We start from the raw sequence: 12,523 nt of genomic DNA on the forward strand, positions 1-12,523 counted from the left end.
AGCCAGAACATGCGACAATGGCCGCGTAGGAGCGTCCCATGATCGTCGCGCGTCCCGCCTACGCACTCCTCGGCCTCGTCCTCGTGGTCGCCGGCCTTGCAGGCCTCGTCGCGATCGGGATCGCCGTGTTCGGGACCTGCGGGTCCTGCCAGGTCTGGGCCCTTCGGCTCGGGCTCGGGCTGGCGTGCCTGCTGTCGGGGATCGCGCAGGGCATGGCGCTGGTCGGCGGGTGGCTCATCTGGGCGTCTCGGCGGCGGGCGGGGGAGCTCGCCTAGACGCGCTTGCCTCGCGCCACGTCACCCTGGCTGCAGTGCGCGCGACGCAACCGCAAGACAGGCGGCGTTTCGGCGTGACAGTATGATCCGCAGGGCCGCGCCCCAGGGGAAGGAAGCTACGATGATCAGGACCCGCATCACCGAGATGTTCGGCGTGGAGACCCCGCTGGTTATGGGCGGCATGACCGGGGTGGGATACGCGCCCTTGGTGGCCGCGGTGGCCAACGCCGGTGCGCTGGGCTTCATCACCGCCCACCACAGCCAGTCGGCCGAGGAGCTCCACAAGGAGATCCAGCGCTGCCGCGACCTGACCGACAAGCCGTTCGGGATCAACCTGACCCTGCTGCCGTCGCTGAACCCGATCCCCTACGACGAGTACCGGCAGGCGATCATCGAGAGCGGCATCAAGATCGTCGAGACCGCGGGCCGCGCGCCCGTCGACCACCTGCCGGCCTTCAAGGCCGCGGGCGTGAAGGTGATCCACAAGTGCACCTCGGTCCGCCACTCGATCTCGGCGGTGAAGCACGGCTGCGACGTGATCTCGATCGACGGCTTCGAGTGCGCCGGTCACCCCGGCGAGGACGACATCGGCCTGATCGTGCTGCTGCCGGCGACGGCGGATGCGGTGAACGTGCCGATCATCGCCTCGGGCGGCATGGCCGACGGGCGCAGCCTGGCGGCGGCGCTGGCGTTGGGCGCCGACGGCGTCAACATGGGCACCCGCTTCATGGCCACACAGGAGTGCGCCATCCACGAGAACGTGAAGCAGAAGATCGTCGAGAACACCGAGCGCGACACGCTGCTCACCAACCGCACCCTGCGCAACACCAGCCGGGTGGCGCGGAACGCCATCTCGGAGGAGGTGGTGAAGATCCAGCAGGACCCGACGAAGACCATCGAGGACGTCCGCCACCTGGTGGCCGGCGTGCGCGGCCGCAAGAACGTGCTGGGCGAGGGCGACACCGATGGCGGCATCTGGACCGTCGGCCAGAGCCAGGGCCTGATCCACGACATCCCGACCTGCAAGGTGCTGGTGGAGAACATCATGCGCCAGGCCGAACAGGTTCTGGAGGCCAACGCGCGCCGCCTGGCGGTCATGGCCTAGATATCTCCCGCTCATCCCGGCATTCGCCGGGATGAGCGGATTAAGTACGGTTCAGGCCGGGCGCGGCTCGCGGCGTTGGCGCGGTTTGCGGGCGAACCAGAAGGTCCAGACGGTCAGGGTGCCGAAGAGGCCCAGCGTCAGGCCCGACAGCGTCATCACCAGCCGATAGGGCAGGCCGCCCACCTTGGCCGCGTGCAGCGGGTAGAGGGCGTTGTAGGCCTGGGCGCGCGGCGGCAGCTTCAGGGCGTCGCGGGCGTGGACCAGTTCGCCCGTGTCGGCGGCGAACCACAGGGTGGTGCGGCCGTTGGGCAGCCACTCCTGCGGCTGGCGCAGCCGCAGGCTGACGAGGCCGCTCTTGCCGCGCGGCAGGGACAGGATCCGCACCTCGGCGTCGGGATGCAGCCGGCGCGCGGTCGCGATCATGCCGGCCCAGTCGAGGTCGTCCGCGAGCTTCGCCTTGCGCGGCGGCGGGGGCTCGAGGCTGGCGTCCACCTCGGCCGCGGCGCCGGGCCCCAGCATCAGGTTGGCGACCGGCCGGAACACCATGATCGAGCCGGTGACCAACGACAGCGCGAGCACGGGGGCGAGCACCACACCCCAGTCGCGGTGGTGGCGCAGGATCGGGAAGCGTGAGGCCGCCCTGGGCCAGAGCCGGAATTCGTAGCTGCGCCGCAGCGGCCACCACAGGATCAGCCCCGTCACCACGAAGCCCAGGCCCACGAGGCCGGCCACGCCCGCAACCATCTCGCCCGTGTCGCCATAGAAGAGGTGGTGGTGCAGGTCGAACAGCCAGATCTCCGGCCGCTCCCACTGGCTGTTCCAGCGGGTGACGATTTCGCCCGCCTGGTCCGCATAGGCGCCGCGCTGGCCTTCGTAGCTCAGGCGGTCGAGGCCGAACGATTTCGAGGCGAAGACGATGCTGCGCGGCCGGTCCGGGCCGGACATGATCCGTTCGGCGGCCGCGGCCAGGGCGGCGGTGTCCTGCACCTGGGCGTCCCGCGCGCCGGGCACGCCGACCCAGATGTCCTTGTGCACGAGCAGGGCGCCGGAGACGCCCAGCACCGCGAGCAGGAGCCCGATCGTCCCGCCCAGCCAGCGGTGCAGGAGATCGATGACGCGCATCAGAACCGGTAGTCCCAGGCGAGCGTGAACGTGCGCCCGCGGCCGGCGAAGAAGCGCTGGTTGTTGGTCGGCTGCTGGGTGTCGGTGTTGTAGTCGATGTAGAAGGTGTCGAAGAGGTTGGCGACCGCCAGGGTCACGCCGCCCCAGCGCTCGAAGTCGTAGCGCACCGAGGCGTCGACCAGGGTGTAGCCCTCGAAGCTGTTGCGGGGGTCGGCGCCGTCGAAGCCGCGCGACAGGAAGTCCTGCACCTGCAGCCGCGCCGCCCAGGGGCCATTGTTGTAGTTCACCGAGCCCACGATCCGGTCGGGCGAGATGTTCGCCCCGTCGAGATCGATGTCGACGTTGCCGTCGCCGTTTGAGTCGGTGCGGCCCTTGAGGTCGGCGTAGCCCGCCGTGAGGGTCAAGCCGTCGATGGGCGTCTTCAGGGTGGCGTTGAGCTCCAGGCCCTCGATCTCGACCCGCTGGCGCTGCACCTCGAACACCGTGCCGACCAGCACAAGCAGCTGGCCCTTGGTGCTGGTGGACCAGAAGTAGCTGGCGCTGGCGCTCAAAGGGCCGCGCCTCAGCTCCAGCCCGATCTCGCGGTTGTTGGAGATGATCGGGCTGATGTCGAGGAAGCTGTCGATGTCGACGCCGACCCGGGTGATGGCGCGGGTGATGCGGCCGACATCGGGGACGGTGTAGCCCTCGGCGTAGCTGGCGTAGGCGCGAACGCCCTCCACCGGCTCGACGATGACGCCGGCGTTGACCAGGGTGTCGCTGAACTCGGGCGATCCGCCCGACACCGCCCGGGCGCCGTAGAACGCCAGCGTCGTGAAGTCGTCGATCTTGATGCGGACGTTCTCGTTCCTCAGGCCGCCGGCGAGACGAACCTTCTCGTCGAACAGGGCCAGGTTGGCCTGCACGAATGGGGCGATCGACCGGAAGTCGGTCAGCGGGACCCAGTTGCGGTCGGTGGCGATGAGCACCTGCTCGGTCTTGTCGCGCAGGATGTCGAGGCCGACCGTGGCGGTCAGGTTCGGCAGGCCGGGGACGGCGCGCTCGTAACTCAACTTGGCGCCGACCTTCTTCGAGCGGTTCTCGGACTGGTCGAACAGCGTGCCGACCGGCGCGATGCGGGCGTCCTGGAAGGTTGCGATGGGGGTCGGATCGCTGCCGAAGGTGTCGCGCGTGCGGTTCCAGAACAGCTGGGTGACCAGATGGCCGCCCATCAGGTCGTCGTCGGTGTAGGAGACCGCCGCGCTCTCGGTGCGGCCGCGGGCCGGCACGCCGGGCGGCTTGCCGCGGATGGCCGACGTGGGCGTGCCCGTCCCGCGGTTGCCGATCATGGCCACGTAGTCGCCGTCGCCGTCCAGCTGGAAGCGGCTCGCGATAAGGTCCAGGCGGGCGGTGTCGCTGACGGCATAGCCGAAGCGGCCGAACAGCGACCAGCTCTCGGAGTCCTGGGTCTCGCCCTGCACGGTGTCGAAGCCGACGCGATTGCCGTGGCCGTCGTAGAAGGCCCCACGGGTCTCGTAGGCTGCGCCGACGGTCGCGTCGAACGCGCCTTCGCGCCAGCTCGCCAGGCCTGCGGCCTTGTAGCCGAAGCCGTCGCCGTGGCCCTCGTCGTCGGCGACCGTCTGCAGCAGGGTCCGGCCGCTGAGGCCCTCCGCCTTGGGCGCGCCCACGGTCACCTGGTTGACGATGCCGCCCGTGCCGCCGATGCCCTGCAGCGCGTTGGAGCCGAAGATCACCTCCACGCGGTCGATGAAGAACGGGTCGATGGTGAAGCCGTCGCGCGAGCCGTCGCGCAGCGGCGTCGACTGCGGGATGCCGTTGATCGCGTAGAGCGGCGAACGGCCGCGCAGGGTCTCGCCGGCGCCCGACAGCTTCTGGCGGGTGGGCGAGAACGACGGCGTCAGCGCCGCCACGGCGTCGACCACCGAGCCCCCGATCGTCACCTGCTGCTGCAGCTGGGCGGCATCGATGACGTCCACGGTCAGGGGCAGGGCGTTGGCCGGCAGCACGGTGCGGGCCGCCGTGATGGTGACCTCCTCGACCTCGCGGTCTGCGTCAGCCGTCTGCGCCGCTGCGGCCTGCGCCAGCGTGGCGGCGGCCAGGATCGTGGAAGTCAGGAGCGCGGTCCGCATGGTTCCCCTCAGGCGACAACGGTCGCGCTATAGGACATCGCTTGATGCGAGTCATTCGCAATCTCACAAACCAGCGTCCGGCCGCGATTGACCTTCGCCGCAGCGTCGCCATCTGAGCGGTTCCGCCCAGCGCCAGGAGCCCCGAATGGCCGACCCCTCGAGCTTCCCGATCACCGCGCGCTGGCCGGCGCAGCATCCCGATCGGCTGCAGCTCTACGGCCTGCCGACGCCCAACGGGGTGAAGGTGTCGATCATGCTGGAGGAGATCGGCCTGCCGTACGAGCCGCACCTGGTGGACTTCGGCAAGGACGACCAGCAAACGCCCGAGTTCCTGTCGCTGAACCCGAACGGCAAGATCCCGGCGATCATCGACCCCGACGGGCCGGGCGGGAAGCCGCTGGGGCTCTTCGAGTCGGGCGCGATCCTGCTCTACCTCGCGGAGAAGACGGGGAAGCTGCTGCCCGCCGATCCGGCGCGGCGCTACGAGACCATCCAGTGGGTGTTCTGGCAGATGGGCGGTCCCGGGCCGATGTTCGGGCAGCTGGGCTTCTTCAACAAGTTCGCCGGCCGCGAGTACGAGGACAAGCGCCCGCTCGAGCGCTACCGCGCGGAGTCCGAGCGTCTGCTGAAGGTGCTGGAGACGCGGCTCGAGGACGGGCGGCCGTGGATGATGGGCGACGACTACACCATTGCGGACGTCTCGCTGCTGGGCTGGGTGAGGAACCTCATCGGCTTCTACGAGGCCCGCGAGCTCGTACATTTCGACGAGCTGAAGCACGTCCCGGCCTGGCTGGAGCGTGGGCTGGCGCGGCCGGCCGTGCAGCGGGGCCTCACGATCCCGTCGCGGGGCTGAGCCGGTCGCGCCACATCGGGCGCAGCAGGGCGAACAGCACCAGGGCGCCCAGGACGTCGAACGCACCGAGCAGACCGAACAGCGGGCCGAAGCCGGTGCGGTCGGCGAGCGCGCCGACGAGCAGCGAGAACAGCAGCCCGCCGGTCCAGCCCATCATGCCCACGAGGCCGTTGGCCCGGGCCAGGGACTCGCGCGGGAAGACGTCGGTGGTCAGGGTGTTGATCAGCACCGAGATCATCTGGTGCGCGAAGCCGCCCACACAGAAGAGGGCGATGGCGGCCACCGGGCCATGGACCAAGCCCACGCAGGCCGGCGCGATCATCAGCACCGCGCCCAGCGCCACGCCAGCGGCGCGCGAGGTGAGGAGGCCGAGCTTCAGCCGGCCCATCAGGAAGGGCGACAGGTAGCCGCCGAGGATTCCGCCCAGGTCGGCGGCCAGGAAGGGCATCCAGGCGAAGAGGGCGATGCCTTTCAGGTCCAGGCCACGCTCGCGGGCGAGGTACAGCGGGATCCAGAAGCTGAAGGTCTGCCAGGCGGGTTCAGCCAGGAACCGCGGGATGGCCAGCGCCCAGAAGACCCGCTGGCGGAACAGCGCGCGGAAAGGCACCACCGCGCCGCCAGGGGACGCGGTCGGGGCCTGGGCGCGCTCGGTGTCGGAAAGCGCGGCGTGGCGGGCCGGGCTCTCGTAGAGACGCCACCAGGCGAAGGCCCAGAGGATGCCGAGCGCGCCCGTGACCAGGAACGCCGTGCGCCAATCCCAGGTCAGCGTCAGCCAGATCACCAGCGGTGGCGCGATCATCGCGCCCAGCGAGGTGCCGGCGTTGAAGAAGCCCACCGCGACCGAGCGGTCCTTCGGCCCGAACCACTCGCCGATCGCCTTGATGCCGGCGGGGATGGCGGCGGCCTCGCTGGCGCCCAGCAGGCCCCGCAAGGCGGCGAGCGACATCCAGCCGCCGGCGAAGGCGTGGCCCATACCGGCGATCGACCACGCCACCGCGAACAGGGCGAAGGCGGACTTCAGGCCCACCGCGTCCAGGATCGCGCCGCAGATGGGCTGCATCAGCGTGTAGGCCACCTGGAAGGCGGCCACGACCCACGAGTACTGCTGCGTGGAGAGGTCGAGTTCCTCGGTCAGGTGCGGCGCCAGCACGCCCAGCGCGTTGCGGTCGATGTAGTTGATGATCGTGCCGGCGCAGACGAGGCCGACGATCCACCATCGCAAGCGTGCGACGGTGGCCATGTCAGGCCGCCGGGCGGGCAGTGCGCGCCAGGGCGAGCAGGATCACGGCCGCGGCGACGGCCACCGGCGTCATGGTCAGAAACACCTGGCTCGGGCTGAAGCCGGCATTGCGCAGCTCGCCCGCGATCAGCGGCCCGGCAATGGAGCCCAGCCGGCCCACAGCCACCGCCGCGCCGGCCCCTGCGCCGCGCAGGTGGACTGGGTAGAGCATGGGCGCCACGGCATAGAGCGAGAACTGCGCGCCCATCACCAGGAAGCCGGCGGCGGCCGACAGCGCCAGGATCGCGAACGGCGTGGCGGCGGCCGCGAGCCCGGCCATGGCCGCGGCAAGGGCGACGTAGACCGCCGCCAGCGGCCAGCGCCAGCCCAGCCGGTCGGTGACGCCGCCCACCAGCAGCGAACCCACCACGCCGGCGATGTTGAACGCCATGGCGGCGGCGAAGCCCTGGGCAGGTGGATGACCCTTGTCGACGACCAGCGTCGGCAGCCAGTTGAGCGCCAGGTAGAGCACCACCAGGGTCAGCATGAACGCCGCCCAGATCAGCACCGTGGGCGCCGCCCGCCGCCCGGCGAAGAGGGCGCGCACGAGATTGCGGTCGGCGGCGGGGTCGTGCGCCGGCCGGGTCTCGGGCAGCAGCAGGACGATCACCGGGATCAGCACCAGCGGCACCACGCCGCCGGCGATGAAGATGGTCCGCCAGTCCAGGCCGTCGCCCGCGACCCGCGCGATCAGCGCCGACGTCGCGCCGCCCACCGGCATGCCGCAGAACATGGCCGCCACGGTGGCCGCCCGCCGGTCGGGCTTGGCGATCTCGACCGCCACGGCGATCAGGTTCGGCATGGCCCCGCCGAAGCCGAGCCCGGTGGCGAAGCGGGCCCACAAGAGAGCGTCGTACGACAGCGCCGCCGCGGTCACGAGCGAGAAGATCCCGAACATCGCGACTGAACCAACGAGCACCGGCTTGCGCCCCGTCCGGTCGGCGAGCCAGCCGCCGGCGAAGGCGCCCATGACCAGGCCGATCATCGCCGCGCTGGCCGCCCAGCCCTGCTGCGCCGGGTTGAGGCCGAGCTCGGGAACCATCTTCGGTGCGGCCACGCCGAAGGCCTGGATGTCGTAGCCTTCGACGGCGGCGATCAGGAAACAGACGAGGACGACCAGGCCGCCGGCGACCGACTTCTTCTCCACCCGCGCCCCCGATACGAATCCGCGTCCGGCCTCAAGTGGTATCGGCGCGGCCCCAGAAACCCAAGCGACGAAACCCAAGCGAGGCCTTGCGGGTTATGCGCCGATGGGCGGGGCTCCGAGGAGAGATGTCATGCGCAACAGGCTGATCGCGGCCTTCGTGTTCGCCACGTCGGCGGGCGCACTGGTGGCCGCCCCGCTGCCGGCCGAGGCCAAGCGGGTGCTGGTCTGCAAGGATGTGAAGAAGAAGGCCAACCAGGGAACGGTGGTGGGCGCGGTCGCTGGCGGCGTGCTGGGCAACGTGGTCGCGGGCCGGGGCTCCAAGACCGAGGGCACGATCATCGGCGCAGGCGTTGGCGCCGTGGCCGGCCACGAGATCGCCAAGGACAAGGCCAAGAAGAAGCGCTGCTGGTACGAGAACCGGTAGCGAAGAAATCTCCCCCGCATGCGGGGGAGGTTCTGATCATTTCAGGCACATCCAGCGCGCCCGGTGGAAGTTGGGCGCGTTGTCGGCCCAGCCGGTGACGCGTCGGCTGACGAGGTTGCGGTTCACCACGAAGAAGATCGGCACGGTGGCCTCGTCGTCGAGGATCAACTGCTCGGCGCGGGCCAGGATCTGGGCCCGCTTGCCCGCGTCGGGTTCCTGGTCGGCGGCGGCGAGCAGGGCGTCGTAGGCCGGGTTGCGATAGTCCCCGTAGTTCTGGGCCCCGGTATCGGACTTGAAGAGGCCCAGGAAGGTGACGGGGTCGTTGAAGTCGCCGTACCAGCTCATCGAGCCCACGTCGAAGTCGCGGTTGCGGTAGGCGTTGAACGCCACGCCGGTCTCGTTCTGGGCGATCCTCACGTCCACGCCGATGGCCCGCCAGTCGGCCTGGACCGCCTCCATCAGGAGCAGGGTGTCGGTGTTGTTCGGCGTGGTGATAGTGAGTTTCAGCGGCTGCGCCGCCGTGTACCCGGCCTGAGCCAGAAGCCGCTTCGCCTCGACCTGGCGCGCCTCGAACGGCATGCCGGCCCAGCGCACCTTCGGCCCGTTCTTCACGTAGCCGGCGGTGATGTCGGGCACGAACGCGTAGGCCGGGAGCTGGCCGGCGCGCAGCAGCTTCCGGGTGATGAACTCGCGGTCGACGGTCATCGACAGGGCCCGGCGCACGCGGATGTCGCGGAAGGCGGCAACATCGCGGGTGTTGAACGACAGATAGGCCGTGGCCAGCGACACGTCGGTGTGCGGCACGCCCGGCATGGTCTTCTGCAGCCGCTCGTAGCGGTTGGACTGGAAGCGGGTGTTGAGGTCGAGCTCGCCACGGGCGACGCGCCGCTCGGCGGTGACCACGTCAGGGGTCGGGTAGTAGTTCACCCGGTCGAGGCAGACATTCTTCGCGTCCCAGAAGTACGGGTTCTTCTCGACGGTGATGCGGTCGCCCAGTCGCCAGCCGGTGAGCCGGAACGGGCCGTTCGAGACGTAGCGCCCGGGCTGCACCCAGCCGTCGCCGTATTTCTCGACCACGTGCTTCGGCACGGGGAAGAAGCTCTGGTGCTTGAGGAGTTCGGGCAGGTAGGGCGCGGGATGCTCGAGGGTGAGCCGGACGGTCAGCGGGTCGGGCGCGGCCGCGCCCAGGGTCTCGCCGGGGGCCTTGCCCTCGTTCACCGCCTGGCCGCCTTTGATCACGTAGAGCAGGTAAGCGTAGATCGACGCTGTCTTCGGATCGAGCGTGCGGCGCAGGCCGTAGACGAAGTCGTCGGCGGTCACGGGATGGCCGTCGGACCAGCGGGCCTCGCGCAGGTGGAAGGTCCAGACGAGGCCGTCGGGGCTCACGTCCCACCGCTCGGCGGCGCCGGGGATGGGCTTCGCATCCGGGGAGTCGGTGGTCAGGCCCATCATCAGGTCGCCGATCACCGAGGCCTCGTCGACGAGGTTGGCCTTGCCGGGGTCGAGGGTCTGGGGTTCGGAGTTGTTGCCGTATTCGAGGCAGACCTTGCCGGCCGGGCACGCGGCCCGCTGCGGCGCGCCCTGACAGGCGGCGAGCGCGGCGGCGAGAACGGCGGCGGCGACGGGCTTCAGCACGCCGTCATCAGTCCACGCGGATTCGCCCGCTGTCGAGGCGGTCGGGACGGGACCTCAGTTCAGGCGGAACTCGGCCCCGATCGCCTTCAGCTCGGCGGGCCGGATCAGCCGGCAGTGGCCGACCGTCACCTTGAACAGCGGCCCGTCCAGCGTGCGCTGCCAGAAGTCGAGGAACTTCCGAAGCGTCGGGAAGTCGGGGAACAGGTCGTAGTCCTGCCAGACGTAGCTCTGCAGCAGGCTGGGATGGTCCGGCATGCGGTAGAGGATCTCGGCCGTGGTCAGGCCGTAGCCTTCCAGCTGCTTCCGGAACTCGGGCGACACCTTCATGTGCGACCTCGCGCATCGCGCGGCGCGTGCGGCCACGCTTCACGACAGTACGCATGAGTCTTTATGAAAGTTGCGTGAATACAGTAGTTTAGCACTCGCGCAACCGAACTGCTGCCAAGGCTAGGCGAACAGCTCGGGCCGGCGCACCCGCAGCGCGAGGATCAGGGCCAACGACTTCAGGTCCTCGATCCGCCGCTGCTCGACCCAGGTCCACAGCACCGACAGCGGCACCTCCTCCACCGCGATCAGCTCGTTCTCGCCCTCGACCCCGCCGCCCGCAGCGGTGCGGTCGGCCTGGCCATACTCGGCGAGGAACAGGTCGACGCGCTCGCTGGAGACGCCGGGGCACGAGAATGGCGAGCCCACGGCGTCGAGCCGGCGGAGGACAACGCCGCATTCCTCCATCGCCTCGCGGACGGCGGTGTCCTCGGGATCTTCGTTCTCGACCATGCCGGCCGGCGCTTCCAGCAGCTCGGGCGGACCGCCCGCCCAGATCACCGCCGCACGCGGCAGGTTGATCATCAGGGCGGTCTTCCGCTCGGGGTCATAGGGCAGGACGCAGGCGGCGCGGCCGTGGTGCTCGATCTCGCGCCGGAAGGTCTGGCCATCGGGGCCGGCGCAGGTGGCCATCAGCACCGTCAGATACCCCTGGTAGGCCGTCTCGACCTTCCTAAGCTCGACCGCCATCCGTCGTCCTCCCACCCGTCCCGGCCCGGAACCGCGCGCATCGTCGCGGGTTCTCTTCAAGGGCGTGCAATTCGGGATACATGGCCATGCCTGACATTCGGCCGAGCGTCGAGCCGAACGCCCATTCGGCGCGCGATTCCGGCGCGGACGGCCCGCAGGCGCCGATCGAGCAGCCCCGCACGTTCGCCGAGCCGCGTCCGCAGCCGGCGACCCGGCCTCGGACGACGCTCCACGGCCCGGCGGCTCAGATTGCGTTCGCCGCCGAACCCCTGCCCGACCTGGACGACCCCGCGTTCGGCCGCCTGTTCGACCGCTTCGGCGATGCGCGCGTGGTGCTGCTCGGCGAGGCCACCCACGGCACGTCCGAGTTCTACCGCGCCCGCGCGGCGATCACCCGATGGCTGGTGGAGAACCGAGGCTTCAACGTGATCGCGCTCGAGGCCGATTGGCCCGACGCGCGGGTGCTCGACGCCCGGGTGCGTGGCCTGCGGCCGCCGTCCGATCTCACGGCGTTCGCGCGCTTCCCCACCTGGATGTGGCGCAACGCCGAGTTCGACGCCTTCCTGGGCTGGCTCGGTCGGCACAACGAGGGCCGCGCCCCTGGGGCCCAAGCCGGGATCTACGGCCTGGACCTCTACAATCTGGCCGCCTCGATGAAGGCGGTGGTGGAATACCTCGAGCGGGTCGATCCCGAGGCGGCGCAGGTGGCGCGCGAGCGCTACGGCTGCCTGAACCCCTGGGCGCAGGAGCCGCAGGCCTACGGCCGCATGGCCGTATCCGGGCGCTATGCAGAGTGCGAGGCCGCCGTGACGTCGATGCTGGTCGACATGCTCGCCCGCCAGCTGCAGGAGACGGCGGGCAGCGACGAGGCCCTGCTCGACGCCACGCAGAGCGCGCGGCTCGTGCGCGACGCCGAGGCCTACTACCGGGCGATGTACTACGGCGGCGACGTGGCCTGGAACCGGCGCGACACGCACATGTTCGACACGCTGAAGGCGGTGCTGGAGGCCCGAGGCGACGACGCCAAGGCCGTGGTCTGGGCTCACAATTCCCACGTCGGCGACGCCCAGGCGACCGAGATGGGGATGGTCCGCGACGAGCTGAACCTGGGCCAGCTTTGCCGCGAGGCCTGGGCCGACACCTGCCTCATCGGCTTCGGCACGAACAGCGGGACGGTGGCCTGCGCCAGCGACTGGGATGGGCCGATGGAGGTCAAGTCGGTCCGGCCCTCGCTGCCCGAGAGCCACGAGCGGCAGTCGCACAACGCCGGCGTCGACCGCTTCCTGCTCGACCTGCGGCCCAACGTGAACAGCGCGCTGCGGCGCGGGCTCGCGGACCCGCGGTTGGAGCGGTTCATCGGCGTGATCTACCGCCCGGAAACCGAGCGCTGGAGCCACTACGTCGAGTGCCGGCTGCCCGAACAGTTCGACGCCTGGGTCTGGTTCGACGAGACCCAGGCCGTGACGCCGCTGCCCGCGCCCGCCATCGCGGCGGGCGAGGACGATACCTGGCCGTTCGGGTTGTAGCGGCGTAGGCAGAC

At 70.3% G+C, this 12,523-nt stretch carries 12 protein-coding genes; 5 read left to right on the forward strand and 7 right to left on the reverse strand.

Translation table 11 applies throughout. The features are described from left to right. The first annotated feature begins 38 nt into the window (after positions 1-38). Both VGD44_RS17180 and VGD44_RS17185 read left to right on the forward strand, forming a co-directional pair. A complete protein-coding gene (locus VGD44_RS17180) occupies positions 39-275 on the forward strand; it encodes a hypothetical protein (RefSeq protein WP_331089327.1) in 237 nt (78 codons plus the stop codon). 121 nt (positions 276-396) lie between these two features. Next, positions 397-1,380: a nitronate monooxygenase family protein gene (locus VGD44_RS17185; RefSeq protein WP_331089329.1), complete on the forward strand. Its 984-nt coding sequence runs from the start codon at positions 397-399 to the stop codon at positions 1,378-1,380. Positions 1,381-1,431: 51 nt separating this feature from the next. On the opposite strand, the gene VGD44_RS17190 is transcribed toward VGD44_RS17185, so the two are convergent. Continuing rightward, positions 1,432-2,502, reverse strand: coding sequence for a PepSY-associated TM helix domain-containing protein (locus tag VGD44_RS17190; protein WP_331089331.1), 1,071 nt, complete (start codon positions 2,500-2,502; stop codon positions 1,432-1,434). Further along, complete coding sequence (locus VGD44_RS17195) at positions 2,502-4,631, reverse strand: TonB-dependent receptor (protein ID WP_331089333.1); 2,130 nt, start codon at positions 4,629-4,631, stop codon at positions 2,502-2,504. The genes VGD44_RS17190 and VGD44_RS17195 overlap by 1 nt, the downstream gene beginning before the upstream one ends. 145 nt (positions 4,632-4,776) lie before the next feature. Between VGD44_RS17195 and VGD44_RS17200 the strand changes: the two genes are divergently transcribed. Continuing rightward, positions 4,777-5,484, forward strand: a complete 708-nt coding sequence (locus tag VGD44_RS17200; RefSeq protein ID WP_331089335.1) for a glutathione S-transferase N-terminal domain-containing protein — start codon at positions 4,777-4,779, stop codon at positions 5,482-5,484. Here the strand turns inward: VGD44_RS17200 and VGD44_RS17205 are convergent. Further along, positions 5,462-6,724, reverse strand: coding sequence for an MFS transporter (locus VGD44_RS17205; protein WP_331089338.1), 1,263 nt, complete (start codon positions 6,722-6,724; stop codon positions 5,462-5,464). The two genes, VGD44_RS17200 and VGD44_RS17205, sit on opposite strands and share 23 nt — an antisense overlap. A gap of 1 nt (position 6,725) precedes the next feature. Beyond that, positions 6,726-7,910, reverse strand: a complete 1,185-nt coding sequence (mhpT, locus tag VGD44_RS17210) for a 3-(3-hydroxy-phenyl)propionate transporter MhpT (RefSeq protein ID WP_331089340.1) — start codon at positions 7,908-7,910, stop codon at positions 6,726-6,728. Positions 7,911-8,040: 130 nt separating this feature from the next. On the opposite strand from mhpT, the gene VGD44_RS17215 reads away from it, so the two are divergent. Continuing rightward, the gene (locus VGD44_RS17215) at positions 8,041-8,334 is read left to right on the forward strand and encodes a glycine zipper 2TM domain-containing protein (protein ID WP_331089342.1); all 294 of its coding nucleotides are present in this window, start codon (positions 8,041-8,043) and stop codon (positions 8,332-8,334) included. Between the two features lie 36 nt (positions 8,335-8,370). On the opposite strand, the gene VGD44_RS17220 is transcribed toward VGD44_RS17215, so the two are convergent. From VGD44_RS17220 to VGD44_RS17230, 3 genes are all read right to left on the reverse strand, one after another. After that, positions 8,371-9,969, reverse strand: coding sequence for a peptide ABC transporter substrate-binding protein (locus tag VGD44_RS17220; RefSeq protein ID WP_331089344.1), 1,599 nt, complete (start codon positions 9,967-9,969; stop codon positions 8,371-8,373). Between the two features lie 54 nt (positions 9,970-10,023). Next, positions 10,024-10,296, reverse strand: coding sequence for an usg protein (locus VGD44_RS17225; RefSeq protein ID WP_331089347.1), 273 nt, complete (start codon positions 10,294-10,296; stop codon positions 10,024-10,026). A 120-nt stretch (positions 10,297-10,416) separates the two neighbouring features. Continuing rightward, positions 10,417-10,983 carry an NUDIX domain-containing protein gene (locus VGD44_RS17230; protein ID WP_331089349.1) on the reverse strand — a complete coding sequence of 189 codons (567 nt, stop codon included), beginning with the start codon at positions 10,981-10,983 and terminating at the stop codon, positions 10,417-10,419. Positions 10,984-11,069: 86 nt separating this feature from the next. Between VGD44_RS17230 and VGD44_RS17235 the strand changes: the two genes are divergently transcribed. Next, positions 11,070-12,509 (forward strand): erythromycin esterase family protein, encoded by a 1,440-nt coding sequence (locus VGD44_RS17235; protein WP_331089351.1) that lies wholly within the window; start codon positions 11,070-11,072, stop codon positions 12,507-12,509. Positions 12,510-12,523: the final 14 nt, after the last annotated feature.

This window comes from Phenylobacterium sp., assembly GCF_036402295.1.
Classification (GTDB): domain Bacteria; phylum Pseudomonadota; class Alphaproteobacteria; order Caulobacterales; family Caulobacteraceae; genus Phenylobacterium.